Below are 23,329 nucleotides of genomic sequence, written 5' to 3'. Positions count from 1 at the left end.
TGCCCTCAAAGGCGGCCGCAACAGCCCAGGCGAACATGCCCCACCCGAAGGTGCGCGCCAGCAGCCAGGCCGGTTCCGGATGGCGGTCACGCCGAACGAAAAACCACAGCCAGGCGAAGGTCAGCGTGGTGGAAAGCAGCAGGGCCAGCAGCACGGCCAGGCTCAGGCGCGGGCAAGGCGGCGCGACGACGCCAGCTGCATGGGCTGGTGAGCCAAGTGTGTCAGGGCGAGCCCCAGGGCGTCAGCCGCGTGGTTGTTGAACAATTCGCGGATGCCGAGGGAGGCCTTGACCATATAGATCACCTGCTCCTTGTCGGCACGTCCAGTGCCCACGATGGTCCGCTTGACCTGCATGGGACCGTAGGCGTGAATGGGCACGCCCGCCTGGGCACAGGCGAGTTGCACCACGCCGAACGCTTGTCCCACCTTAAACGCCACGTCGGCCTGACGCCGCAGAATCTGGTCCTCAATGGCCACCGCGTCGGGCTGGTATTCGGCCAGCAGGCGTGAAACCTCGGTGTAGATGTATTGCAGCCGCCGGGGCATAACCCACGCGCTTTCCGTGGTCAGGCAGACGTGGTAGAGGTGCTTCGCCTTCCGCACGTCCCCCTCCACGAGTCCCAGACCCAGATTGGCCAGTCCAGGGTCTACCCCGAGCACGATCATGCCGACAGCATAAAGCATGACCGCGCGCCACAAAAGAAAACACCCGGCTCGCGCCGGGTGTGGAAGTGGGAGGCTCAGGCGCTGCCGCAGCCACCACTGCCCTGTCCATCGGGCGACTGGGATCCATCGGTGCGGAAGGAGTGACCGCACCCACAGGAGCTTGTGGCATTGGGATTGTTCACGGTGAAGCCGCCGCCCATCATGTTCTCGACGAAATCCACCTCGCTGCCACGCAGCAGGGGCAGGCTCATGTGGTCGACGACGAGCTTGACGCCACGGTCATACACGACGGTGTCGCCCTCCAGCTCGCGGTCGTCGATGGCCATGCCGTACTGGTAACCGCTACAGCCACCGCTCTTGATAAACACGCGCACACCCGCGTTCTCCTTGCCGCTTTGCGACAGGATGGCCAGGGCCTTTTGCGCGCCATATTCACTGATGTGGATCTCCTGCGCAGGCAGGTCTCCATGGAGTTCGGGGAAAGAGGTTGCCGTCATGCGTGAAGCGTAACACCATTGGGGAAAGGAAACTGTGCGCGGCCAGCAAATCCCCCGAATTCACCCACGCTTGAACAGACAACACCGCTTACATTCCTTGAGTGCCCTGCTGTTAAGATTGACCCTATGACGAATCCCTACGCCGAGTGGTTCGAGCAGCTCCGCGCGGAGTACGGCGAGCAGCTCTCCGCGATGCCGCTTCCAGACGGTTTGCCCGAGCACCTGCACGCCTTGATTCAGCAGCACGACGAGGAAGCCATTCAGTTCATGATCAAGCTGGCCTGGCAGTTCGGAGCCCAGGTAGGCTACGCCGCCGGAGCCCGCCAGGGAGGCGAACGGCCGGCGCCCAGCTTCTCGGGGGGGATGCAGGCCTGAGGGCTTTGCTTCAATTCTGAGGGGAGCGGGGAACCGCCCAGCACCCCACCTCTCCTTCGGCCGCCCCCAGACCCAGGGCGGCCAGTTCTTGCAGAGCGACGCGGGCAAAGTCCCGCAGCTGCTCCGGGGTCGCCTCCTCAAGCGCGGGCAGATCAAGGTTCAGGGACCGGGCCTGGCGGGCCAAGTACAGCGCGAGCGTTTCCTCCATCCCAGCAGCATAAAACAGCGCAGCGAAACCGCCCCGAGCCTTTGGCTCGGGGCGGTTTCGCTGCGTGAGGTTGAACGGAGGTCTAGTCGTCAGCGTGCGAGAACGCCGCCTGGTCGCGGGCGTCGGCCTCACGCAAGGCGCGGATGCCGCGCACGATTCCCAGCGTTCCAAAGTAGGACGCGGCGGGCACCAGGAAGGTCAGCACCCACAAGACGGTGTTGGCGTTCTCGGTTTTGAGAATCCCGGAGCTGATCAGTTCCGGCTTGTAGCCGGCCACGGACCAGACGATCAGCAGGGCCATGAACGCTACGCCGGCGGCCAGGCGCACTGGGTGATTGGTGGGGTTTTCCGCGTAGTACAGGTTGTCCTTGCTGCGGTCGAGCATGGGCACGGCGAACATCGCCCCAATCGCCAGGGTGGGCACCAGGATCGCGCCGACGAACTCGGATCCAATCACGCCACCAAACAGCTCGGTTTCAAAACTGGGGATGATTGCCAGCACCCCGAAAACCCACAGCAGGTACCAGTCGGGCTTGATGTTGTTGATCGGCGTGGTGCTGGGGGGCCCGAAGAACTCGACGGGGTGTACCGGGATAAAGGCGCTGAACAGCACGATGATCGCGGCGAACAGGATCGCCAGCAGCAGCATGATGGGCGTCTGCTGGGTCATCAGCGGCACGCCGACAATCTTTTTGTAGGCGATGCGCTTGGCGTATTGCGGCTGTGTGTGCTTCTGCTTGATCATGATCAGCATGTGCGCGCCGGTCAGGGCGAGCAGAATGCCTGGCAACAGCATGATGTGGTAGCCGTAGACGCGGGGAATAATGCCGTCACCCGGGAAGCGGCCCGCGAAGGCGGCCTGCGCCACCCAGTCCCCCACCCAGGGAACTGAGGCAGCAATGCCGTAGATCACCTTGAGCGTGTTGTAGGCGTAGTTATCGTAGGGCAGGGCGTATCCGGTCACGGCGGTAAGGGCGGTGAAGATCAGCAGCAGCATGCCGATCCACCAGTTGATCTCACGCGGCTTTTTGAACGCACCGGTGAAGTACACGCGCATCATGTGAATCACGGCGGCAGCCACCATGATGTTGGCCGTCCAGTGGTGAATGCGCCGCAGCATGTCGCCGAAGGGCATGGCGTTGATCTTCAGGGCCGCGTGGTAGGCAGCGGGGATCATATTGGGTTTCGCCGCCGTGCCCGGGTCAAAGGAGTTGACCACCATGCTGTTGCTCGGCTCGTAGGAAAGCGCGAGCAGGATACCCGTGAGGATCAGGATGATCAGGCTAAACAGCGTGATCTCTCCCAGGAAAAAAGAGTGGTGCACAGGAAAGGCTTTGCGCAGGAACTTGTCGTTCAGGCGCGAGATATGCAGGCGCTCATCCAGCCACTGGTTCATGCGAGCTGCTCCTCTACCGTCTTCTTGAATTCCTCCCACTCCGCCTCATGGATGTAGGGATAGGGCATCTGAAGAAAGAAGTCCTTGACCACAATGTTGTCTCCGTCCAGTGTAATCGGCAGCTGTGCCAGGGGACGGGGTGGGGGACCACCAATCACCTTGCAGCCCTGCTTGGGGTCGTACTGGCCTGAGTGGCAGGGACACTTCATCTGGCCCACGCCCGTGTCGCTGTCGCCCACTGAGCAGCCCGCGTGCGTGCAGACGTCGCTGTACGCCACAGTCTCGCCGTCAATGGTGGCCTCCAGGTTGGTGGGCGCCACGATCTGCCCCTTGGGAAAGCGGTACAGCACGAGGATGTTGTTGGGATCGCCCTTGCGGATCAGCGGCTTGCCTTCCTCGTCCTTGCCCTGGGGCCAGGCCCGCACGAGTTTCTCGCCCAGTTCACTGACCTTGACTGGCGTGCCCTCCTGGTCTCCCCCGGCGTGAACCAGAACGTCACCCTTGAGGGGGGGCATCTTGTCCCGCGTGAGGCGGAAGACGGGGTTGGCAGTGCCTAGGGCGCTGAGGAAACTGATGCCTCCCACCGCCGCCGTGGTGCCAACGGCCGCGTTGATGAACTTGCGGCGTGTAATTTCGGGATCCTGCCTCTTGTAGCGCGTCATGCTTCCTCCTCTAGCTCAGGGGTGGGTGGTGGGCGGCTTACCAAGGGAACTCGCCGCTGGCGTCCTCGACGAGCACTTCGCCGTCCATGTAAAACTTCTTGTACAGCGCGATGGCGGCGGCGATGGTAAAGAGGATCATCGCGGCGAAAAAGCCTTCCATCGCCACGTTCGGCATCTCCTTATTGCCCCAGGCCGCGTAGTCGGTCACCATCTGGCGCACGAACAGGGTGCTGAACAGCAGGCTCAGGCCCAGCGTGACCACCATGGCGAGGTTCGAGAGCGGCGTGGACCGGACCTTGTGAATGCCGGGGTGCAGCTCCTGACCTTCCGCCCACACGCTGTACAGGCCGATGAGGCCGTAGGTCAGCAGCACCATCACGAATGTGGCGAGGAAGATCTCGGGCAGGTGAATGTCCTCGGGCACGAAGCGAGAGCGGTTTTTCAACACCGCCGGGTCCACCTTGGTCTGCCCCGCCGCCACGGTTGCGGGCGTCAGGGGCTCCTCGATCTTGTTGCCCCAGGAGTGCAGCACGTAGTTGGCGACGGCGTAGATCTCCTCTTCCTTGAGCTTGTCGCCGAACGCGGGCATACCGCCCTTGCCCTTGGTGATGATGGTGTGGACGTACACGGGGTCTTTGAGGATCTTCTCGTCCCCGGCGAGCTTGGGACCCGCACCGCCCTGACCCTCGGCCCCGTGGCAGCCCGCGCATCCCGCCGTCACGTGAAAAACCTTGTTCCCGAGAACCGGCCACTCCTTGTTGATGGAGGCCACCACCGCCGGGTCGACCACGACGGGTTCGGGCGCCGTCTCCTTGTTAAACAGGAACAGCAGGATGATCCACATAATGGCCGCGCACACGATGGCGACCCAGGGCATTACAGCGTCGTTTCTCTCCACGTTCCTTTACTCCTCGCGCTTGAAGTGCTTGCCTTCCGGGGCTGACCTCTCCGGGCCGCCGTGGCCTCACCGGCTTCGGAAAACCCGCGGCCGCTCTGTTCCTGAACCTCCAGACGTTACGCCCAAAAGCCAGCCGGATACGGCCCAGCATAGCATCCCCCTTTCGCCGCGCCCGGCGTGCTGTACGGCGAAAAAAGCCGAAACTTCGACAGGTTGAGTATGCCCCTGACCGAGCGGTTAAATGTCCCCGCTCCGGCCCTCACAGACGCCGCCCAGCGCCGAGAGCAGCGGCCACAGCGCCCCTGCGATCACACCAACGTCCCGGTTGTCCGGGTGCTCCCGGGGGTCGAGGCCACCTTCGGAAAGGACGGCCACCACCAGCGGGTGGGGCGTGAACAGCACGCCCACATCGTGATGCACGCCCCGCAACTCACCACTCTTGCTGGCAACACGGTAAAGGGATTCGCCGTCCTCGTCCCGGGGCACGTTGCGCCCCAGAAGGTCGCGCAGCTGCTGACGCGAGAGGATGGACTGGGCCTGCTCGGTGTGCGCCCCATCCAGCAATTCGCCGCGCATCAGGGCGCCCAGCAGCGCCACCTGGTCGCGCGCGGAGGTGCGGTTGCGCTCGCCCTGACGCTGGGCCTCGTTCTGGCGCTCGGGTGGCAGTTGCAGCCGCCCCACCAGCCGGGTCTGCGCCAAGCCCCTGTCCCCCAGCCAAGCGTTTACCCGGTCCACGCCGAGCTGGCCGATCAGGAGGTTGGTCGCCGTGTTGTCGCTCACGACGATCATCAGGGTCAACACGTCCCCCCAGGTCAGCGCGAGGCCGGGGGACAGCTCGTGCAACACGCCCGCGCCCGGCACCCGGTCCTCTGCCCGCAGCAAAACCCGCGCCTGGAGATCCAGCCGACCCGCCTGCGCCTCTTGCAGGGCCAGGATAAGCAGCGGCACCTTGATCGTGCTTGCGGCGGGAAAGACGCGCTCCGGGTTCAGGGTGTACAGCTCTCGCCCAGCCAGGTCCTGAATCAGGACCCCCACGGTGCCCGCATAGCCACGCGAGCGCAGTTCCGCGCTCAGGTCAAACGTTACTCGGGCCATTCCAGTTCGGCGAGGGCCGCGAATGGGTGGGCCGTTTTCGCCGGACGAAGGGTACAGAAGGGCAGGGTGCCTTCCGGCTCGACCCGGTGGGGACAGCCGGGGCAATCGCCGAACTCCTGCGCCGTGTAGGCGAGGTCCGCTTCCGGGGAAACGGCGTTCCACTCGCGGCCACACCCCGCGCGAAACGCGACGGGAGCACCGGAGACGGGGTGAGCCTCGCCGCCTTTTATGGCGCTGGCCCTGGCTGGTCTGACTTTGGAAGAGCGGGATCTGGGCATGGGCAGCAGGGCTATTCCAGGTTGGCAATGCCCTCACGGATGGCGTAAAGGGCAGCCTGGGTGCGGTTGTTCAGCTGCAGTTTGGTAAAGATCTCCGAGAGGCGGTTGCGTACGGTCTTCTCGCTGATGTCGAGGCGCAGGGCGATGTCCTGATTCGAAAAGCCCTGGGCGAGCAATTTGAGAATCATCGTCTCGCGCTCGTTGAGATCGGCGTGCTTCTCGCTGGGCAGTTCCTCGCGTTTGTCGCGGAAATCGTCGAGAACGTTTTGCGCCATGTCGGCGTCGAGAAGGGCTTCGCCCGACGCCACCCGGCGGATCGCATCAATCAGGGTGGTCGCGTCGGCGTCCTTGAGCACGTAGCCGCGCGCGCCAGCCTTGACAGCCTCGAAGACATAACGGTCCTGCCGGTACATCGTGATCATGATGACGCGGGCGTTAGGATCGATCTCCAAAATGCTCTGGGTGGCCTTCACGCCGTCGAGTTCGGGCATCTGGATGTCCATTAGGATCACGTCGGGGTGGGTGTCGGCGGCGTAGCGGATTGCTTCCCGACCGTTGGCGGCTTCCCCGATCACGCGCATGCCCTCGGATTCCAACAGGCTCCGCAGGCCCTGGCGGAACAGGGCGTGGTCGTCAACGAGCAGGACGCGAATCATGGTGTCAGTGTACCTGCCAGGGCCCCCGCGACACGGCAGCTCCCCCCACCATCCCGCCTCCGTGCCCCGCAACGTGACACATCGGTAAGCGCGCCGGGCATAGAATGAGAAGCGTGATTACCTGGTTCGATGCGCTGCTCGTCACCCTCTGGGCCGTGGTGACGGCGCTGGGTGCCCGCCGGGGACTGGCGGGCCTCGCCTGGGGACTGGGGGGAGCCGTGATTTGCCTGCTGGCCAACCTGCTGACCCGCGCCCCCATTCCGGCGGCCCTAATCGCGCTGTTGCTGGCCGTCGCCCTGAGCTTCGCCGTGCGCCGCCTGGTTCCCGACCCCCTGCGGCTGCCGTGGTTTCTGGGCGCAGGTGCGGTGGGCGGCTTCGTGCTGGGGGCCCTGCTCGTCGTCACCCTGACGCTGGGCTTTCCAATCGGCATTCGCATCAGCGCGCAGGGCCGCACTGGCGTGTACCCGTCAACCAGCCTGCCACCCTTCGTATATACCGCCGTCAGCAACTCGGCCCTGCTGCAACGCCTCACCCCGGTATGGCGCTCCAGCCGCGTCCTGCAACTCCTGGTCGTGCCCGATCAGCTGCGCGCAGGGCGCCCTGCGCGCTGATCTCAGGTCACCCCCACCCCTGACGGCGGAACCGCTCCACCTCAGCCCTCAGACTGCGGCACCGGCAGTTCGGGGTGGGGCGGCGAGCCCGCGCGCTGACTGAGCACTGTGGCAGCCACGACGAGCACGCCGCCCAGCGCACCGCGCACCCCCACCCGCTCACCGATCAGCGCAAAACTGAACAGGCTGGCCGTGACGGGTTCCAGCGCGTAAATCAGACTGGCCTCGGCGGCGCTCACCGAGCGCTGGCCTACTGTTTGCATCAGGGTCGTGACGGCAGTGGCGGCCACACCCAGGTACAGCAGCGGTCCCCATGCCTGGGCCGGAGGCCACAGCTTCCCAGGCGCAACCACAGCCGCCCAGAGCCAGGCCAGCGCCGTCACGGCCAGCAACTGCGCAAACGTGAAGCGCAGGGCAGGGTGTGAGGCCGCCGCACGCTCGAGCGCCACGATAAAACCGGCGTAGGTGATGGCGCAGGCGAGGGCCCAGGCGTCCCCTACCACCAACCGGCCCCCCTCCCAGGAAAGCAGCGCCAGTCCCGCGACTGCGAGCGGCAACGCCAACCACAACGCGAGGGGCAGGGGGCGGCGCTGGGCCAGCGCCAACCACACGGGCACGAGGACGACGCTGAGGGCCGTGAAGAACGCGGCGCGGTTGGCCCCGGTGGTTTGCAGGGCAATGGTCTGGGTACCGTAGCCTGCCATCAACCATCCGCCCAGGATCAGGCCGTCGCGCCACAGTGGGCGGGGCGAGATGGGAGCAGTCACCGAACGCTGAAAGGCCAGCAGCGGCAGCAGGGCCAGCGTGGCCACGAGAAAGCGCCAGGCGATCAGCACGCTGGGCGGCAAAAGCGCACCCAGTTCCTTGACCACCGCAAAGGTGCTGCCCCACAGGGCCGTCACCAGGAGGAGCAGCAAGACGCCGCGGGCATGGGGAGACACGGGGGCGATTCTAAGCGTTGTTCCCAAAGAACAAGGGCAGAGGCAGGGGCTTGACGCCCCTGCCTCTGCGAATCTTCCAGGGGTAAGTATCAGCGGATGGTGACCTGGAAGCAGACCCGGACCGTTTCTCCCGCCAACAGCGTCCCGAGGGTCGCCTGCATGGTGGCGTTGTCCAGGCTGGCTCCGTCCGCATCTGCACCCGTGCTGGTCCGGGTCGTATCGGTGCCTCCACGGGAGATTCGAATACCTTGACCAGAAGCGTATGCGCTCAACTGGGCTGTGCCGGTGGTCGCCAGCGGATCGTTCACGCGTAGTTCGGAAGGTCGGCTCCACCAACGTTTTTGGTGTCGATGCAGTATTCCAACACTTCTCCAGGGTAGCCCTGCGCCGAGAGGCCTAACCGAGCTACTCCGCCGTTGGCCCGCGTGTCTGCCGTAACGTTGCGCACCTGCTTGACCACCTGGGTCAGGACCAGGCGGGTGGTCGCACTCGCCGAGTAAAAGCAGAGACAGATCGAAAAACCACCTCCTGGAGCGGGGATCTGGCTTCGTCTCCAAGTGACCGCAAAGATTAGCCTTAAGGAATGGTCTTAAAACTCCCAGGGCTGTTCTCGTTAAGGGGATGGAAGAAATGAAACTCCTGAGCAGGTATCACAAACGGAGGCCGGCATCCGCGCCATGCTGAGCAATACGGAGGTCCCATGGCACGCATCACGCGGTACAGCAAGTTCGAGGGCGAACTCGATCAGCTCGATTCTTCGGAGCTGATGCAGATGATTCAGGAGGCCCTGCTGGGACAGGGGATGAACGACCCATACGATCCCGACCCCAACGCACGCCCCAGCATGGACGACCTCTTCGACGCCATTTTGGAAGCGCTGGCCGAACGCGGCATGATTCCAGAAGAGCAGCTGCTGGAGGCCATGCAGGCCGACGACGTGCGCGACACGCCGCTGGGCCAGCAGATTCAGCGCCTGATGGACAAGTTGCAGCAAGACGGCTTTATCCGCAAGGAATTTGACGATGAGGACGGGCAGGGCGGCCAGGGCCAGAGCGGTGAGGCCAAATTCCAACTCACCGACAAGAGCATCGACTTTCTGGGCTACAAGAGCCTGCGCGACCTGATGGGCGGGCTGGGCCGTTCCAGCGCTGGCGCGCACGACACGCGCGAGTATGCCAGCGGCGTGGAGATGACGGGCGAACTGAAGAACTACGAGTTCGGCGACACCATGAACCTCGACACCACCGCCACCCTGGGCAACGTGCTGGGCAAGGGCTTCGACAACCTGGAAGAGTCGGACCTGGTGATCCGGCAGGCCGAGTACAACTCCTCGGCGGCCACGGTGGTGCTGCTGGACTGCTCGCACTCCATGATCCTGTACGGCGAGGACCGCTTTACCCCTGCCAAGCAGGTGGCGCTCGCGCTGGCGCACCTGATCCGCACCCAGTACCCCGGCGATACGGTCAAGTTCGTGCTGTTTCACGATTCGGCGGAAGAGGTGCCGGTGGGCAAACTCGCTCAGGCACAGATTGGGCCGTACCACACGAATACGGCGGGCGGACTGCGGCTGGCGCAGCAGCTCCTGAAACGCGAGAACAAGGATATGAAGCAGATCGTGATGATTACCGACGGCAAGCCCTCGGCCCTCACCTTGCCCGACGGACGCATCTACAAGAACGCCTATGGCCTGGATCCCTACGTGCTGGGCGCGACACTGCGCGAGGTGGCGAACTGCCGGAGAAGCGGCATCCAGGTCAACACCTTCATGCTCGCGCGTGACCCCGAACTCGTGGGCTTCGTGCGGCGCGTGTCGGAGATGACGAAGGGCAAGGCGTACTTCACCACGCCGCAGAACATCGGGCAATACGTGCTGATGGACTTTGTGACGAACAAGACGAAGCTGGTGAACTAGCAGCCAGTTGCCAGCAAAAGGCGCAGGGTCCATAGCGGACCCTGCGCCTTTTGCTGTTTCTGCTTCTCCTACCCCATCTTCACGAACATCGGTGGCTTCACGCCCACCATCCGCGCCATTACCCAAAGCTGGCCCTTGTGATGGGCCTCGTGTCCGATCAGGGCGTCGAGGAGGGCGGCAATGGGCATTTCACGGCCACCGAAAGCGGTAACGCGGCGGTGCAAATCCTCGTTACTCAGCGAACGCATCACGGCGGCGGCACGTTCGGTAGTGGTGGCGAGGCGCTCACGGGCCGCTTGAAGGTCTGCGCTGGGAGCGACGGGCGTGGGCGGTCCAGCGGGAGTCTCACCGGAGATCATGCCCATGAAGCGCTCGCTGCTGCCCGAGAGGTGGTCCGCCTGGCCGACGAAGGTCATGCCACCCTCCCAAGCGCTGAAGGTGCCCTGATCGTCGGGCAACTGGGCGTACAGGTCCATCAGCGCGCCGCGGTGCATCAGGAAGTTGCGGGCGTGGACTTCGGACTGGGACATGGGCATGGGAACAGGATAGGGGAACGACCTTCCCCAGGCCCTTTAGCGCCGCCTCAGCTCATCTCGGATCTCGGCCAGCAGTTTCTCGGTGGGGCTGGGCTCGGAAGGTGCTGGTTTTTCCTCGCGCGCAAAGCGTTCGGCCACGCGGTTCACAGGGGTGATGACGAAAAAATAGATGATGGTGGCGGTAAGCAGGAAACTGACCAGCGCCGTGAGAAAGGTGCCGTAGTGAAACACGCTGCCCCGAACGCTGAAGGTGAGGCGATCAAAATTGGGAACGCCCCCAAAGATGCCGAGAATGGGCATGACCACACCTTGTGTAAAGGCGGTGACCACGTTGTTGAAGGCCGCCCCGACGATCACGCCCACCGCGAGGTCCACGAGGTTTCCGCGCATCAGGAACTTCCGAAAACCGCTCAGCATGGAGCCAGTGTTCCACGTCTGGCTGTGGGGTCAAAACGGGCCCACGTTGTTGATCCAGCACTTCCTTTAAGGCGCCCCTACCGGTTGACTTGCCCGTCTGTGAGCCACCTCACCCCGGGTGAGCGGGGAAAACGCTTACGCCTGCCCCCGCCCTTCCTTCACGGCGTGAGCGCTCATGCCCCACTGGTGGCCGCTGCTCTGCACGCCCTCAAAGATCACGCGGGCCAGTTCGCCCAGGGTGGAACCGCCCGCCCGCACGTCCATACGGAACTCCTGCCGCAGTTCGGACAGGCTGGTGTCGTCCAACATCAGCTCCGTGCCGTAGCGCAGGGTGGTGGGCGGGACGATCAGGAGGTCTGCCTCGCCTGGCTTGACCGCATGGCGAAAGCAGCGTCCCGTCAGCAGTCCCGCCACTGTCGTCACGCGCCCAAAGGTCTTGTTCTCGACGGCGCGCACCTCGATGTCCAGGCCCTCAATCTCCCGCAGTGGCTCCACGGCGCGGTTCAGCGATTCGGCGAACAGCAGGCCCGTCCCCAGGATGACCTTGCGCGGCAGGGGCAGCGCAGCGGGAAGATTGTCGGGCAGCCCTTCGTTCAGGAAGTCGCGGATCATGCCCACGCCGTTTTCCAGCATGGGGAAGCCCTCGTATTCCTCCTCGGCGGGAAGGGGCTCGCCCGCCAGCAGGTACAGCTCGTCGCTGGGAAAGACGAAGCGGGTTCCGCGTTCAGCCAGGAACTGCCGCCGCCACACATTCAGGCGCTTCAGCGTGTCCTGCGCTTCCTCACGCGAGAAGGTCCGCACGTCGGGCAGATTGGTGCGGTGCCCGGTCAGGCCAATGGGCACCACCGCCGCGCTGATGACGTTGGGACGGCTGCTCAGGTACTCCACCGTGTCGTCCAGATGCTCGCGGTCGTTGCGCCCCGGCACGAGCACGATCTGGGTGTAGAGGTCGATGCTCTCCAGCCGCTCGATCATGCCGCGAATCTGCACTGCCTGGGGGTCTTTGACCTTGAGCTTCCACCACTTCATCAGGTCCTGGCGCAGGTCCTGGTTGGCGGTGTGGACCGAGACGTACAGCGGCGAGAGATTCTCATCCAGAATCCGGTTGATGTCGCCCTCGGTGAGGTTCGTCAGCGTGACGAAAGAGCCGTACAGGAAAGACAGGCGGTAGTCGTCGTCCATGATGTACAGGCTCTTGCGAAAGCCGCGCGGCATCTGGTGGACGTAGCAGAAATCGCACTTGTTGGCGCACTTCTTGATGCCGTCGAACAGCACTTCCTCGAAGTCCAGGCCGGGGTCTTCCCACTCCACGCCGAAGGTAAAGGTGGGAGCACCCGGGTCATAGGCGAGGCGGTGGTGGTCCTGCGCGGTGCCGAGCACGCCGCTGAGGACCGACGGGCGCTCCACCGGGCGGCTGATTTCCAGGGTGGCCCGGCCCTGCGAGAGGTGGTGGCGGTAAGCCAGGACATCGGTCACGACCTCGCCATTCACGCGCAAGAGGAGGTCACCGGGCCGCACGCCCGCGCGCTCGGCAGGGCTGCCCGCCTCCACCGTTTTGATCGGCGCGGGAAACACCTGTTCCTGCGAAAGTTGTTCGGCTGCTGTCACGTCTCTCCCCCTGTACCAGTTCATCCTGGGCGGGACACGTTCGCTCGCGGCCCCGTTCAAACAGGGCAGCTTAACAGGAGGTGAAAGGGGCGGGGTGTGAGCCGTCTTTCCTTCCGTCTTTCAGCGTGAGCGCAGGGTGGGGAGGGCCAGCAGCATCAAGGTGGCCGTCGCAAACAGGGGCAGGGGCAGCAGCAAGGACGAACCGTGGGAGAACAGGTGGCCCGGGTCAACGCCCCCACGGAGATGACCGTAGAGGTGGTTCGCCGTGTGTCAGAGGGGGACGGCCACACCAATAAGCACCAACGGAATGTTCTGCCCCCCGCAAAATGACAATTAAACGGCGGAAAGGAAGCCAGGTGCGAGTAGAAACACGCCTTTCCGGCGGTTCATGGGCGTGGGGCAACGGCGCAGAAGCCCTGGCTTTCGATCGCCAGCGGCCCGGTGAGGCGGTTGAAGAAGTTTTCGGTGGCGACCGCCACCGTAAGTTCCAGAATCTCCCGGTCACTGTAGAAGCTTCTCAACTCAGCGAAGGTCGCGTCATCGACCCGTGCTGTCACGTGGGTCGCCTGCCAGGCGTACTCCAGGGCCGCCCGCTCAGCCGGAGTGAACCCGGGGCGGGTGCGAAACTCCAGCACCCGCCCCAGTTTCTCCAGGTCCAGCTGCCGTTCCTGCGCGACGCGCTTTCCCAGATCAATGCAAAAGGCACATCCGTTGAGCTGGGCAACCAGCTGGGTGGCCAGGGCCTTCGTCTGCGCCGCCAGTTCCGTGCGGGCATTTCCGTATATTCCGGCGATGAAGAGGTAGGGAACGGGATACGCCGGGTGGTGGCCCAGCAACGCCACGGTGGGAAAGGGCTTTCCGAATCGGCGCGACAGCGCGAAATTGAGCAGCGCAGCGAAGCGGGGCAGGCGAGCGGGGGGCGAAATCCGGGGCATGGCAACTCCTTAAGACCCGAGTGTGGCGAGCAGCAGACGTTTGAGATGGGCGCGGCGTTCAGTGAGAAAGGCCGGGACGTCCGTATGCAGTCCCAGGGTCAGACCGAGGGTTCGGCCGTAGACGAGGTGTGCGTAACAGGCCCCCAGCACGGACAGCACAACGTGCCTCACGTCCTCCTCCTGCATGGCGGAGCCTCTGAGGACGTGCTGAACGGCATGCACGGCCGTTTCGACGGCTTGCCCATGGGTGGGCACCTCGTGGATGAGCCCGTTGCCCTGCAACTCCGACCACTGGATCAACCGCAGGAATTCCGGGTGCTGTTCGTGAAAACCGAGCGTGGCGTCCACGAGTGCACCGATCAGGGCTGCCCGGTCTGGCTGCGCGCCCGCCTGCGCAAAAGCGACGGGTACAATCCTGGCCGCCAGCTGGTTTTGCGCTTCCAGTACGGCCTTCCAGAGACCCTCCTTTGAACCGAAGAAGTAGCTGGGGGTAGCGCGGGCGACGCCCGCCGCGTCCGCCACCTGCTGAAGCCCGGTGGCCGCAAAACCTTGCGTGGCGAACAGCTGGGTGGCGGCCTGCAAGATGGCCGAGCGGGTCTGGTTGCCCTCTCGGGGACGCGCCTCTGCTGGGTTCAACAGTCACCTCCTATCTGAACGTTCATTCAGTATCATGGGCAGGAAAAAGACCTTTGTCCCTCCCTGGTGCGGTTAGGGGCACAGGGAGGCGAGCCCTCCCGAGGCCACCTGACGCAGGCTGAACGTCATGTAGGGGGTCAGCTCGGTTTCCTCCGGATTGACCTCTATGACTGTGCCGCCCTCCCGTAAGGTCTCAAAGGCGAGGCCTGCGGCCGGATAAACGGCGCCACTCGTGCCAATGATCAGGGCCACGTCCGCCCGCTGAAAGGCGCCAGTGGCGGCGGCCAGAGCGTCCTCGGGCAGGAATTCACCGAACCAGACGATGTTGGGGCGCATCCGGCCCTGACAGGCGGAGCACGAGGGCGGCGGGGTGAAGGCTCCGGGGGACGGAAGCGGGGCCACCGCGCCGCAAGCCTCGCAGCGGGCGGTGGTGAGGTTGCCGTGCAGTTCCACCAGTCGCCCGCTCCCCGCCCGGGTGTGCAGGCCGTCCACGTTCTGAGTGGCGAGGAGGAAGCCTTCCGCCTTCTCGCGCTCCAGCTGCGCCAGGAGGGTGTGGGCGCGATTGGGCTGCGCCCGCGTCACGTCCGCGTAGCGTCCTGCATACCACTGCCAAACAGTTTCGGGGTCACGGTAATAGGCTTCTGGGCTGGCGAGGTCCTCCGGGCGAAAGCGTGACCAGTGGCCCGACATCGCGTCGCGGAAGGTGGGAATGCCGCTCTCGGCGCTTACGCCCGCGCCGGTCAGGACGGCCACCCGTCGGGCCGAGCGGAGGGCGTCGCGGGCCTGCTGAAGATTCATGGGGGGAGGGTAGCGCGGGGAAGCCCAGACCTGGGCTTTGATCTTGCCCCAGCGGGGGTCTTGTTGCTTGGTCCTAGTGGTACTCCGTTGCGTCTGAAAGTGCTGGCGAAGAACACGGGGGATTCCCACCCTTTCCGTACCGCGCTGACCCCAGAAACACGGGCGCCATCCATCAGGTTCCCGCCAGTCAACGGAGTACCACTATGCATGATTTTGTTGGTCATGCGCGCCCCCTCCCCGGGCGGTGCCAGTCAGCCCTCTCCCCATGAGGGGAGAGGGTCAGAACAGCAGAAACTCGGGCGGCACCCTGTCTGTCAGCCACACGCCGTTCACACTGAGGAAAAAGACGTGTCCGGCCTCTTGCATAGGGCCGCTGCGAACAGTCAGGACCACGGGCTTACCGCGGCGCGCCCCCACATGCCGGGCCGTCATCACGTCCGGCGAGAGGTGGACGTGGTGACGGCCCATGGGTTTGAGGCCTCCTGCGCGAATGGCGTCCAGTGCGCCGGCATGGGTGCCGTGATACAGGACGGTTGGGGGAACCGCAGGCGTGAGGTCCAGTTCCACCGGCACGCTGTGGCCCTGGTTGGCCCGGATGCGCTCGCCTTCCAGCGAAAAGCGCTGCTTGTTGTTCGTTGCCACGACCCGCTCCACCCGTTCATGCGTCACCCCAAGGTGGGCCAGCAGGGGCGCGAGGGGCACCCAGCCGCCCGGTTCCAGGGTCAGGCCCGCCTCGCCCGGTGCGTGGCGCAGGAGGTACGAGAGGCGGTGGGACAGCTGCTTGTCGTTCATGGTCCCAGTCTCCCCCGTCCGGTAGGCGGGAACATCGGCCAGTGTGCGCAGGCGTCCCTCAGAGAAACGGGGTAGGCTGCCTCCCGTGACTACAACGCAGACGGATACGGCCTGGAGCGAACTCAGAGCGCGCTTTCAGGAACTCGCGGACCTCGGCGGCACCCTCTCGCTGATGGGCTGGGACCAGAGCACCTACCTGCCCGCCGGAGCCGCCGCTGGGCGCTCGCGGCAGGTGGCGCTGCTCTCACGCCTGCGCCACGAGCGGGCCACCGATCCCACCTACGGCCACCTGCTGGACAGACTGGAAGGGAGCGCGGACCTCTCCCCCATCCAGGCCCGTATGGTGGCCGTGGCCCGCAAGAAGTTCGAGGAAGCCACGCGCTTTCCCACTGAATTTGTGGCGGCCTGGAGCGGACACGGCGGCGAGAGCTATTCGGCCTGGACCGCGGCGCGGCCCGCCAACGACTTCAGGCGCATGGTGCCCTACCTCGAAAAGTCGCTGGACTTCAGCCTGCAGGCGGCAAGCTACTTCCCCGAATTCGCGGACCCGATGGACTACTTCATCAACGAGTCCGACGAGGGCATGACGGCGGCGCAGGTCAGCGACGTCTTCGCCGCGCTGAGAGTGGCCCTGGTCCCGATGGTGGATGCGGTGACAGGGGCCGAAGCGCCCCGCACAGATTTCTTGGCCCGCACCTATCCCGGCTCCGAACAGCTGAAGTTCGGGGAGGCCGTGATCCGCGACTACGGTTACGACTTCACGCGCGGACGGCAGGACCTGACCCACCACCCCTTCATGACCCGGTTGGGCGGACACGATATCCGCATCACCACGCGGGTGAAGGAGAATGATCCTTCAGAAGCGCTGTACTCCACCCTCCACGAAGCCGGGCACGCGATGTACGAGCAGGGCGTGGCGGAAGAACTGCTGGGCACGCCGCTGGGCGGGGGCGCCAGCGCCGGGGTCCACGAGAGCCAGTCGCGCCTGTGGGAAAACCTGGTGGGCCGCAGCCGCGCGTTCTGGGCCGCCTACTTCGGGAAGTTCCGGGACACCTTCCCCGAGCAACTGGCGGACGTGACCGAAGGCGAGATGCACCGGGCCGTCAACATGGTGGCCCGCTCGCTGATCCGCACCGACGCCGACGAGCTGACCTACAACCTGCACGTGATCACCCGTTACGAACTGGAGCGCGAACTGCTGGCAGGCCGCCTCGCCGTGCGGGACCTGGCCGACGCCTGGCACGCCGCCTACGAGCAGAACCTGGGGATGCGCGCGCCCAGCGACGTGAACGGAGCCTTGCAGGACGTTCACTGGTACTTCGGGAGCATCGGCGGAGCCTTCCAGGGCTATACGCTGGGCAACGTGCTGAGCGCGCAGTTCTACACCGCCGCCGAGGCGGCCAACCCTGGCCTGAGTGGAGACATCGAGCGGGCCGACTTTTCCCGCCTGCATGGCTGGCTGCGCGAGAACGTGTATGCCCACGGGGGCCGCTACACGCCGAACGAACTGGTGCAGCGCGCAACGGGGCAGGCGATGACGGTAGAGCCCTACCTGAAGTATCTGCGCGAGAAGTATGCGGAGCTGTACGGCGTCAAATTCTCCTAGAGCATGGGTCAAAGTGCGGACTTCTTTTAGACCGAGCCCGGCGAGCAAACTTGAATGCCCATGGGGGAAAATGGGGAGCCGTGGGGGCTGCCCTTCCACTCGCGGCGCCATTCGGACGAATGCTTGAGGTCAGGCGCATGCAGAAGAGGGCGGAAGCGCCGGGGTGCACCCCGGCGCTTCCGCCCTCTTCTGCGCGTTACTGGAGCGTGCAGCTCTTGGCCGTGGCCGCCTTTTGCAGTTCTGTCAGGCGGGCATCTACCTTCTCGATAACGTCGCGGTTGTCCATCTCGTTGATGACGGCTCCTGGCCAGAAGAAGATGGCCCAGGCGACGTTTTCCTTGCTAAACCCCTTCTTCTTCTCCGCTTGAGCGCGGACATCCAGGGCCTGACGGTAATCCTGCCGCATCTCCTCACAACTCATCGCCGAGACGGGCTTCTGGGTGGCGGTCGTGTATTTGGGCGCGCACGACGAGAGGCCGAGCAGGGCCACCACGGCCATCATTCCAACTTTCTTCATGTTTCCCTCCAACTCCTCATTTAAAGGCTCGCCGGATAAACGCGCAAGCAGATATGTGCCGCAGGGCAACGCCTATACCTGCCGCAGCAGGTTCACCGTCTCGATCATCGCCAGCGTCGCCTCCGCGCCCGTGTTGCCGACCTTGATTCCCGCACGGTTGAGGGCCTGCTCCACCGAGTCGGTCGTCAGCACGCCGAAGGCCACGGGCCGCCAGTCTGAAGCGGCGTGTTCAGGATGCTGTTGGCCGCGCCGCCTGCCACAAAGTCGTAACGGTCCGTATTGCCCTTGATGACGGTCCCCAGGCAGACCACGGCGTCGTATCGGCCCAACCTGGCCAGCTTCTTCGCCGCCAGCGTCACCTCATATGCGCCGGGAACGCGGTAATGGTCCGATCGCCCGGTCTTGCCGCCATGCTGCGCGGAGGCGCGCCCGGCCCCCCTCCACCAGGCGGTCCGCAGGTGGTTCGAGCGGGTGGAGATCGGTGGCGAGGCCGAAATGGCTGCACGGTTCGGGGGTCACGTAGGCCGCGTACCGCCCTGCGCCCGCTCGCCGGCCTCCCGCAGCGCAAACACTTCCGCGTGTGGTTCGCCTGTCCGGGGGTGAAAGCCTCGTCCCGCCACCTCGTCCCCCAGGTCAGGACGCAACCTACCGGGGGATTGGGGCCGCCTGCCCCAAGCCCCGCGCCGCTTCCGAGAGCGCCAGGGTTATGAAGGCCGCGTCAGCCCGGGTCAAAGGAGCACTTGCCGCCGTATTCGCCGGATTTGGTCTTTCCACGGTTGAGTGCCGCCCGCCGGGGAAGGCGAGTGCGGCATCCTCCTTCTTCCATCCGGACTCCGGAAAGCGCTGGGAGAAGTCGCCTGGCATCCAGGCCGTTGGCCCTCTGCCGCCTGCACTTTGCCCTCTGCTTCCCCTTACCGTCGGCTCCGGAACCGCACCGAATCGGGCCCACGCGCCGTGCGGTTTGCACGGGCTTCACGGGCTGAGGTGCGCGGAGAATCACTCTGCCACCATCACCGCCGGTGTGGAGTCTCACCCCGACCCGAAAGAGGTTGACCCCAGTCCCCAAAAAGAGGGGGCCAGGGCCGATGGTCGCGTCGCGACAGCTTCAAACTGTAGGCGGGCTTGCCCCACTCAGGGTTTCGTATAGAGGGGCTTGAAGCTGAACACCGCCGGGTCTGCTGGGTCCACCATCACCTCCACCGCACCCACGTCGTCCTTGCCCATAACCTGAAGGCAGGTCGCGTTGCGCAGACCAGGGCGACGCTGACCGGGGGAAGTGATCGCCCCAACCTCGGTCACCGGGCGGTTGATGAACAGCATGTGCGGTCCACGCCTGGTTGGCAGCGTTACAGGCAAAGAACTCGGCCGTGCTGGCGCGCTCCACGCCGTTGTTGCTGCCAAGGATATGCAGGGTGGTGAACTCCACACCTTCCTTTGCACCCGCGCGCGTTCTCGATGAACGCGGGCCGTTGGGCGAGGGGCATGGGCTTTTGCCCGAAGCTGCCGCTCTGCGCAAAAAACATCGCCCGTACCCGCGCCAGCCGTTCCAGCAGACCAAACTTGCCCGCCTTCCCGCGGTGGCAGTCGGTCCACCCGTTGTCGCCGTGGGTGTAGACGGGCGGTCCGGCGAACACCGCAAATTCCGTCCGCACTGTGGCGAAGTTCTCGTCCGTGCAGGGCGCGGAGCCGCTCTTGATCTCGCCCACGTGGATGATGAAGGCGGGCTTCATGGCGCTGATGATGCCGGTGAGGGCGTCGTCAGCGGGCAACGTGGAGGGGTGTTGCCCAGCGCCACGAAGGTCAAGGGCGCGGCCTGCACGTGGCCAGAAGCAGCGCAGCGAGGGGAGCGCCTCACTTGCGCCCCACACCCTCGGCAAGATTGAGCGGCGCATCGAGTTTGAGCCACAGGAATTCCGTGTGGTCCTTCACGTCTGCGCCCCGCCCACCCGTGCCGGGGTAGTTGTTGTCGTTGGCGACGAGGATGGTATTGGCGTCCAGCACCAGGACGTTCTCGATGGTCACGTAGGGGAAGGTGAAGGTCCCGCTCCGGGTGCTCGGCGCGAGGCCCTGGGGATCTTTGACATTCATCAGGTCCACCACAAGCGTCTTTTTAAGGGTGCCGTCGGCGTTCTTCTCACTGGTACTGACCTTGTAGACGCGCTTGAACTTGGCCGTGTCCCCGCTGCCGTTGTCGCGTTCCAAGACGAGGTATTCCGTGGCATTCACGGGCGTCAAGTCCCCGATGGCGTTGCCGGCGTCCTCCAAGGTGTAGCGTCCGGCGAGCGTCCATGTGCGGGAGGCGAGGTCAAAGGCGTGGAGGCGGAGCTGCCCGGCCACGTCGCCCGTCACGGTCTTTTCGAGCAGGGCGTACAGGGTCTTGCCGCTGGGGCTGAGGGCCACGCCCTCGAAGCCGCCGCTGCCGCCCAGGTTCGCCGCGCTGCTGCTCGTGCCCGTGGCGAAGGCGGGGTTCTGGGGGCTACGAACCTCGGGGGCCGTGTAGGCGCGCACCACGTTCGCGCCCGTGGCGGGGAAATCGGTGAAGAAGCCGTCCACGCCTGCGCGCAGGGCCTGGCGCATCTCGGCCTCGGGGTCATTGGCGTAGGCGGGAAGCAGGTAGGTTGCCTCGTTGCGAAAGGTCCAGGGATGCACCATCAGTCCGGCGGCGTGGGCGCGGGCCACGAAATCGGTGGTCTCGCCCTGGTCGGTGATGATCCAGCGCTTGTACGCTCCTACACCGGAAGCATAGGCGGCAATGTCCTTCAGCGCGGCGTCTGTGGTCAGGGCGCCGTACTTGCGGGTGTCCCCCTGGGCCGTCCAGTCATAGGGGGCCTCGTCGGGGCTGCTCACAAGCTGCACGAGGGGCAGGCTCACGCCCGCTTTCGGCATGATGCTCGCCTTCAGGTCCTTGAGGTTGGCAGTTTCAAAGGACTGGATAAACACGCGGTCGGGATTGGTGAAGCCTTCCTTCTTCAGCGTATCGATCAGGAGCTGCGAGGTGTTCACGCCCATCTGCCGAAAGTAAGTCGGGTGCTTGGTCTCGGGGTAGATGCCCACTTTGCGCCCAGTTTTCGCCTCCACGTCCTTGACGAGGGCGATCACCTCAGCGAGAGTGGGCACCTCGAATTTACCGTCGTAGTTCTTGCCACGCAGGGCGGGGAGACGCTCAACGGCCCGCAACGTCTTGAGTTCCGCCAGCGTGAAGTCCTCGACGAAGTAGCCGCGCACATCTACGCCGTCGAGCTTTTTCGTGGTCAGGCGGTCCTTGAACTCGGGGCGGGTGGCAACATCAGTGGTGGCCTCCAGCACCTTGCCGTCCTTGTCCACACTCGCCATCACGGGCTCGTGACGGGCCACGAGGACGCCGTCCTTGGTCACCACGAGGTCGGGTTCCACAAAGTCGGCCCCACCCTCGATGGCCATCCGGTAGGACTCCAGGGTGTGCTCGGGGCGGGTGCCGCTGCTGCCACGGTGGCCGACCACGATGGGAGCCTGACCCTTCAAGGTGGGCAGCCCGACGAGGTTGGGCGTGGCGATGGGCGCGTCGAGCAGTTTCCCGTCTGCCGAGAAGTGCAGCAGGTACGGCCCGAACTCGTCGCCCACCCACAGGGTGCCGTCAGGGGCAACGACGAAGCCCTCGACATCGAAATCCGCGCCGGTGAGCAGGCGGTCCGCGCTCGCCCCGTTCACGATCAGCCAGGGCACCTTGCGGTCCGGGTCACGCAGCTGGATAAAGTTCCCCACCTTGACCTCGCCTTTGCCCGTGGGGCCGTTCTTGGCGGTCAGGTTGAGGCGGTACATCCGCAGCAGGAAGTCGGCGCTGTTGGCCTTTGCGCCATACCCGTTGTCGCTCAGGAAGACGTAACTGCCGTCCTTCGCCGCCTGCACGCCCGAAAAACCCTGCACGGGTTGGCTGGGAAAGCGGGCCGCGCCGCGCACGCCCTGACCGTTGTAGGCACCGCTGGCGGGACCCGCCGCGAAAGTGTCGGCGGGAAGTTCCGCGTAGCCCACCAGCGTGGCGGCGAGCGCAGGTGAAAGGCCCAGGGCGAGCAGGGCCGTCAAACGGACGAAGCAAGTCTTCACATTTCTCAATGTGAGCGCGGCACGTCAGGCGACGGTTGGCGGAAGTTCAGGTGAGGGTCAGGTGGTGGCGGCCCCGATAGGCGTGGGTGTCAGCTCCCGCTTACGTGGGCCACAATCAGCCGCAGCGTGGCGTCGAGGGCGTCGGTGTGGGTGCGTTCGTAGGCGTGGCTGGCGTCCACACCGGGGCCGATCAGGGCCACCGGGTAGTCGCCGCCCGCCCGCCAGGCTGCCGTGCCGTCGGAGGCATAGTAGGGGTAGAGGTCCACCTTAAGCTCCAGCCCCGCTCGCCGCGCCGACCCGCGCAGGCGGTTACCCAGCGCGTGGTCATACGGCCCCCCGCTGTCGGCCACGCACAGGGTGACGTGGTGCTCGCTGCTCGTCTGACCGTGGCCCACTGCCGCCATGTCCACCGCGATGAGCTCGTCGGTGTGCGGAGGAATGCCGGTGGCCGCGCCGTGGCCCACCTCCTCGTAGGTGGTGACGTGAAAGGCGACGGTCCGCGCGGGGGGGGTTTGAAGCAACAGGTGCGTGACGCCCAGAAACACCGCGACGGCGGCCTTGTTGTCGAGGTGGCGGCTCTTGAGGTAGCCCGCGTCGGTCAGTTCGGCACGCGGGTCGAAGGAGATGAAGTCGCCCACCTCGATTCCGAGGGCCCGCGTCTCCTCGGCACTTTGCGTGCGGGCATCGAGCCGGATCTCCATCACGGCCTGTTCGCGCTTCAGTTCGCGTAGGGCCGGGCCATGGACATGGGTGCTCTGGTGGGTGTTCACCACCGTACCGGTTACCACTCCGCCCGCCTGCGTGTGGACCTGCGCGTACTCGCCCTCCACGGTGGCCCAGTCGTAGCCGCCCAGCATGGCGAGGCGCAACCGCCCGGATGGTTTGATCTCCTTGACCATCGCGCCCAGCGTATCCACGTGACCGCTGAAGGCGACGTGCCCCTCACCGGTTCCCGGAACCTCCCAGGTCAGCGCGCCCTTCTTGGTGCGGTGGCTGCTCACCCCCAGGGCGTCCAGTTCGCGCTCGATCAACCTCACGGCGGCCTCGGTAAAACCCGTGGGGCTCGGCGTACGCAGCAGGCGCAGCAGCACGTCCAGGGTAAAGGCCAGATCGGAGAGGGACGTGGACCCAGCGGAATCGGAAGGGGTGGGCGTGGCGGACATGCGGGCATGATACCGGCCTCTCCCGCATGGCTCTTGACCCTGCCCC

General features: G+C 65.1%; 29 protein-coding genes and 1 pseudogene (1 of these 30 only partly in view). 4 read left to right on the top strand and 26 right to left on the bottom strand.

The window, feature by feature from the left end; genetic code table 11:
- From B9A95_RS15615 to B9A95_RS15605, 3 genes are all read right to left on the bottom strand, one after another.
- On the bottom strand, positions 1-160 hold the beginning of the coding sequence (locus B9A95_RS15615) for a PrsW family intramembrane metalloprotease (RefSeq protein ID WP_084048157.1). The gene continues 491 nt to the left of window position 1, outside the view; only the first 160 of its 651 coding nucleotides appear in the window; it begins with the start codon at positions 158-160; its stop codon lies beyond the left edge, outside the window.
- Between the two features lie 2 nt (positions 161-162).
- Positions 163-666 (bottom strand): crossover junction endodeoxyribonuclease RuvC, encoded by a 504-nt coding sequence (ruvC, locus tag B9A95_RS15610; RefSeq protein ID WP_084050760.1) that lies wholly within the window; start codon positions 664-666, stop codon positions 163-165.
- Between the two features lie 74 nt (positions 667-740).
- Entirely contained in the window at positions 741-1,163 is a 423-nt protein-coding gene (locus B9A95_RS15605) for a HesB/IscA family protein (RefSeq protein WP_084048156.1), read from the bottom strand.
- Between the two features lie 126 nt (positions 1,164-1,289).
- Here B9A95_RS15605 and B9A95_RS15600 point away from each other — a divergent pair, with 126 nt between their 5' ends.
- Positions 1,290-1,538, top strand: a complete 249-nt coding sequence (locus B9A95_RS15600) for a DdrH (RefSeq protein WP_084048155.1) — start codon at positions 1,290-1,292, stop codon at positions 1,536-1,538.
- A 10-nt stretch (positions 1,539-1,548) separates the two neighbouring features.
- Here the strand turns inward: B9A95_RS15600 and B9A95_RS15595 are convergent, their stop codons facing one another.
- From B9A95_RS15595 to B9A95_RS15565, 7 genes are all read right to left on the bottom strand, one after another.
- Entirely contained in the window at positions 1,549-1,746 is a 198-nt protein-coding gene (locus tag B9A95_RS15595) for a hypothetical protein (protein ID WP_084048154.1), read from the bottom strand.
- 82 nt (positions 1,747-1,828) lie between these two features.
- Positions 1,829-3,142, bottom strand: coding sequence for a cytochrome b (locus B9A95_RS15590; RefSeq protein ID WP_084048153.1), 1,314 nt, complete (start codon positions 3,140-3,142; stop codon positions 1,829-1,831).
- Entirely contained in the window at positions 3,139-3,804 is a 666-nt protein-coding gene (locus B9A95_RS15585; RefSeq protein ID WP_084048152.1) for a QcrA and Rieske domain-containing protein, read from the bottom strand. Before B9A95_RS15585 ends, B9A95_RS15590 begins: the two co-directional genes overlap by 4 nt.
- A gap of 37 nt (positions 3,805-3,841) precedes the next feature.
- Entirely contained in the window at positions 3,842-4,681 is an 840-nt protein-coding gene (locus B9A95_RS15580) for a c-type cytochrome (protein WP_084048151.1), read from the bottom strand.
- 258 nt (positions 4,682-4,939) lie between these two features.
- A complete protein-coding gene (locus tag B9A95_RS15575; RefSeq protein ID WP_084048150.1) occupies positions 4,940-5,797 on the bottom strand; it encodes a serine hydrolase in 858 nt (285 codons plus the stop codon).
- On the bottom strand, positions 5,785-6,075 hold the full coding sequence (locus tag B9A95_RS15570; protein ID WP_245808326.1) for a hypothetical protein: 291 nt from the start codon (positions 6,073-6,075) through the stop codon (positions 5,785-5,787). The genes B9A95_RS15575 and B9A95_RS15570 overlap by 13 nt, the downstream gene beginning before the upstream one ends.
- An 11-nt stretch (positions 6,076-6,086) precedes the next feature.
- The gene (locus tag B9A95_RS15565; protein WP_084048149.1) at positions 6,087-6,731 is read right to left on the bottom strand and encodes a response regulator transcription factor; all 645 of its coding nucleotides are present in this window, start codon (positions 6,729-6,731) and stop codon (positions 6,087-6,089) included.
- A gap of 113 nt (positions 6,732-6,844) precedes the next feature.
- Between B9A95_RS15565 and B9A95_RS15560 the strand changes: the two genes are divergently transcribed.
- Positions 6,845-7,342, top strand: coding sequence for a hypothetical protein (locus tag B9A95_RS15560; RefSeq protein ID WP_084048148.1), 498 nt, complete (start codon positions 6,845-6,847; stop codon positions 7,340-7,342).
- A 41-nt stretch (positions 7,343-7,383) separates the two neighbouring features.
- Here B9A95_RS15560 and B9A95_RS15555 read toward each other — a convergent pair whose 3' ends face one another.
- The 3 genes from B9A95_RS15555 to B9A95_RS33810 form a co-directional block, all read right to left on the bottom strand.
- Positions 7,384-8,283 carry a DMT family transporter gene (locus B9A95_RS15555; RefSeq protein ID WP_084048147.1) on the bottom strand — a complete coding sequence of 300 codons (900 nt, stop codon included), beginning with the start codon at positions 8,281-8,283 and terminating at the stop codon, positions 7,384-7,386.
- Positions 8,284-8,372: 89 nt separating this feature from the next.
- Positions 8,373-8,591 (bottom strand): hypothetical protein, encoded by a 219-nt coding sequence (locus tag B9A95_RS15550; RefSeq protein ID WP_084048146.1) that lies wholly within the window; start codon positions 8,589-8,591, stop codon positions 8,373-8,375.
- A complete protein-coding gene (locus B9A95_RS33810; protein ID WP_170928667.1) occupies positions 8,588-8,731 on the bottom strand; it encodes a hypothetical protein in 144 nt (47 codons plus the stop codon). The genes B9A95_RS15550 and B9A95_RS33810 overlap by 4 nt, the downstream gene beginning before the upstream one ends.
- 252 nt (positions 8,732-8,983) lie before the next feature.
- Between B9A95_RS33810 and B9A95_RS15545 the strand changes: the two genes are divergently transcribed.
- Positions 8,984-10,195, top strand: coding sequence for a vWA domain-containing protein (locus B9A95_RS15545; protein WP_084048145.1), 1,212 nt, complete (start codon positions 8,984-8,986; stop codon positions 10,193-10,195).
- Positions 10,196-10,263: 68 nt separating this feature from the next.
- On the opposite strand, the gene B9A95_RS15540 is transcribed toward B9A95_RS15545, so the two are convergent.
- The 7 genes from B9A95_RS15540 to B9A95_RS15510 all read right to left on the bottom strand — a co-directional run bounded on the left by B9A95_RS15540 (position 10,264) and on the right by B9A95_RS15510 (position 15,917).
- Complete coding sequence (locus tag B9A95_RS15540) at positions 10,264-10,731, bottom strand: DinB family protein (RefSeq protein WP_084048144.1); 468 nt, start codon at positions 10,729-10,731, stop codon at positions 10,264-10,266.
- Between the two features lie 36 nt (positions 10,732-10,767).
- A complete protein-coding gene (gene mscL, locus B9A95_RS15535) occupies positions 10,768-11,148 on the bottom strand; it encodes a large conductance mechanosensitive channel protein MscL (RefSeq protein WP_084048143.1) in 381 nt (126 codons plus the stop codon).
- Between the two features lie 135 nt (positions 11,149-11,283).
- A complete protein-coding gene (locus B9A95_RS15530; RefSeq protein ID WP_084048142.1) occupies positions 11,284-12,756 on the bottom strand; it encodes a DUF512 domain-containing protein in 1,473 nt (490 codons plus the stop codon).
- A 386-nt stretch (positions 12,757-13,142) separates the two neighbouring features.
- Complete coding sequence (locus B9A95_RS15525; protein WP_245808325.1) at positions 13,143-13,691, bottom strand: carboxymuconolactone decarboxylase family protein; 549 nt, start codon at positions 13,689-13,691, stop codon at positions 13,143-13,145.
- Positions 13,692-13,700: 9 nt separating this feature from the next.
- A complete protein-coding gene (locus tag B9A95_RS15520) occupies positions 13,701-14,327 on the bottom strand; it encodes a TetR/AcrR family transcriptional regulator (RefSeq protein ID WP_084048141.1) in 627 nt (208 codons plus the stop codon).
- 72 nt (positions 14,328-14,399) lie between these two features.
- Positions 14,400-15,125 (bottom strand): SIR2 family NAD-dependent protein deacylase, encoded by a 726-nt coding sequence (locus B9A95_RS15515; RefSeq protein WP_084048140.1) that lies wholly within the window; start codon positions 15,123-15,125, stop codon positions 14,400-14,402.
- Between the two features lie 279 nt (positions 15,126-15,404).
- Entirely contained in the window at positions 15,405-15,917 is a 513-nt protein-coding gene (locus tag B9A95_RS15510) for an RNA 2'-phosphotransferase (RefSeq protein ID WP_084048139.1), read from the bottom strand.
- A gap of 85 nt (positions 15,918-16,002) precedes the next feature.
- Here B9A95_RS15510 and B9A95_RS15505 point away from each other — a divergent pair, with 85 nt between their 5' ends.
- Positions 16,003-17,523, top strand: a complete 1,521-nt coding sequence (locus B9A95_RS15505; RefSeq protein ID WP_084048138.1) for a carboxypeptidase M32 — start codon at positions 16,003-16,005, stop codon at positions 17,521-17,523.
- A gap of 196 nt (positions 17,524-17,719) precedes the next feature.
- Here the strand turns inward: B9A95_RS15505 and B9A95_RS15500 are convergent, their stop codons facing one another.
- The 6 genes and pseudogenes from B9A95_RS15500 to B9A95_RS15475 form a co-directional block, all read right to left on the bottom strand.
- Positions 17,720-18,040: a hypothetical protein gene (locus B9A95_RS15500; protein WP_084048137.1), complete on the bottom strand. Its 321-nt coding sequence runs from the start codon at positions 18,038-18,040 to the stop codon at positions 17,720-17,722.
- 72 nt (positions 18,041-18,112) lie between these two features.
- Positions 18,113-18,537, bottom strand: a pseudogene (gene ribH, locus B9A95_RS15495) (6,7-dimethyl-8-ribityllumazine synthase).
- Between the two features lie 634 nt (positions 18,538-19,171).
- Positions 19,172-19,360 (bottom strand): hypothetical protein, encoded by a 189-nt coding sequence (locus B9A95_RS32370; RefSeq protein ID WP_139806822.1) that lies wholly within the window; start codon positions 19,358-19,360, stop codon positions 19,172-19,174.
- A 26-nt stretch (positions 19,361-19,386) separates the two neighbouring features.
- On the bottom strand, positions 19,387-19,809 hold the full coding sequence (locus B9A95_RS32365) for a hypothetical protein (protein WP_139806821.1): 423 nt from the start codon (positions 19,807-19,809) through the stop codon (positions 19,387-19,389).
- 82 nt (positions 19,810-19,891) lie between these two features.
- Positions 19,892-22,120: an esterase-like activity of phytase family protein gene (locus B9A95_RS15480; RefSeq protein ID WP_084048136.1), complete on the bottom strand. Its 2,229-nt coding sequence runs from the start codon at positions 22,118-22,120 to the stop codon at positions 19,892-19,894.
- A gap of 89 nt (positions 22,121-22,209) precedes the next feature.
- The gene (locus tag B9A95_RS15475) at positions 22,210-23,283 is read right to left on the bottom strand and encodes a M42 family metallopeptidase (RefSeq protein ID WP_084048135.1); all 1,074 of its coding nucleotides are present in this window, start codon (positions 23,281-23,283) and stop codon (positions 22,210-22,212) included.
- Positions 23,284-23,329 lie beyond the last annotated feature (46 nt).

Origin of the sequence: Deinococcus hopiensis KR-140 (assembly GCF_900176165.1) — a bacterium.
GTDB classification, from domain to species: domain Bacteria; phylum Deinococcota; class Deinococci; order Deinococcales; family Deinococcaceae; genus Deinococcus; species Deinococcus hopiensis.
Note: the sequence above shows the minus strand (reverse complement) of the source record. Positions and strands in the feature narration are given on the sequence as shown.

What these genes read in the sequence shown, in the direction of transcription:
- ruvC (WP_084050760.1), bottom strand. Translation starts at nt 666, where the DNA reads ATGATCGTGCTCGGGGTAGACCCTGGACTGGCCAATCTGGGTCTGGGA.
- B9A95_RS15605 (WP_084048156.1), bottom strand. Translation starts at nt 1,163, where the DNA reads ATGACGGCAACCTCTTTCCCCGAACTCCATGGAGACCTGCCTGCGCAG.
- B9A95_RS15600 (WP_084048155.1), top strand. Translation starts at nt 1,290, where the DNA reads ATGACGAATCCCTACGCCGAGTGGTTCGAGCAGCTCCGCGCGGAGTAC.
- B9A95_RS15595 (WP_084048154.1), bottom strand. Translation starts at nt 1,746, where the DNA reads ATGGAGGAAACGCTCGCGCTGTACTTGGCCCGCCAGGCCCGGTCCCTG.
- B9A95_RS15590 (WP_084048153.1), bottom strand. Translation starts at nt 3,142, where the DNA reads ATGAACCAGTGGCTGGATGAGCGCCTGCATATCTCGCGCCTGAACGAC.
- B9A95_RS15585 (WP_084048152.1), bottom strand. Translation starts at nt 3,804, where the DNA reads ATGACGCGCTACAAGAGGCAGGATCCCGAAATTACACGCCGCAAGTTC.
- B9A95_RS15580 (WP_084048151.1), bottom strand. Translation starts at nt 4,681, where the DNA reads ATGCCCTGGGTCGCCATCGTGTGCGCGGCCATTATGTGGATCATCCTG.
- B9A95_RS15575 (WP_084048150.1), bottom strand. Translation starts at nt 5,797, where the DNA reads ATGGCCCGAGTAACGTTTGACCTGAGCGCGGAACTGCGCTCGCGTGGC.
- B9A95_RS15570 (WP_245808326.1), bottom strand. Translation starts at nt 6,075, where the DNA reads ATGCCCAGATCCCGCTCTTCCAAAGTCAGACCAGCCAGGGCCAGCGCC.
- B9A95_RS15565 (WP_084048149.1), bottom strand. Translation starts at nt 6,731, where the DNA reads ATGATTCGCGTCCTGCTCGTTGACGACCACGCCCTGTTCCGCCAGGGC.
- B9A95_RS15545 (WP_084048145.1), top strand. Translation starts at nt 8,984, where the DNA reads ATGGCACGCATCACGCGGTACAGCAAGTTCGAGGGCGAACTCGATCAG.
- B9A95_RS15540 (WP_084048144.1), bottom strand. Translation starts at nt 10,731, where the DNA reads ATGCCCATGTCCCAGTCCGAAGTCCACGCCCGCAACTTCCTGATGCAC.
- mscL (WP_084048143.1), bottom strand. Translation starts at nt 11,148, where the DNA reads ATGCTGAGCGGTTTTCGGAAGTTCCTGATGCGCGGAAACCTCGTGGAC.
- B9A95_RS15525 (WP_245808325.1), bottom strand. Translation starts at nt 13,691, where the DNA reads ATGCCCCGGATTTCGCCCCCCGCTCGCCTGCCCCGCTTCGCTGCGCTG.
- B9A95_RS15515 (WP_084048140.1), bottom strand. Translation starts at nt 15,125, where the DNA reads ATGAATCTTCAGCAGGCCCGCGACGCCCTCCGCTCGGCCCGACGGGTG.
- B9A95_RS15510 (WP_084048139.1), bottom strand. Translation starts at nt 15,917, where the DNA reads ATGAACGACAAGCAGCTGTCCCACCGCCTCTCGTACCTCCTGCGCCAC.
- B9A95_RS15500 (WP_084048137.1), bottom strand. Translation starts at nt 18,040, where the DNA reads ATGAAGAAAGTTGGAATGATGGCCGTGGTGGCCCTGCTCGGCCTCTCG.
- B9A95_RS32370 (WP_139806822.1), bottom strand. Translation starts at nt 19,360, where the DNA reads ATGCTGTTCATCAACCGCCCGGTGACCGAGGTTGGGGCGATCACTTCC.
- B9A95_RS15475 (WP_084048135.1), bottom strand. Translation starts at nt 23,283, where the DNA reads ATGTCCGCCACGCCCACCCCTTCCGATTCCGCTGGGTCCACGTCCCTC.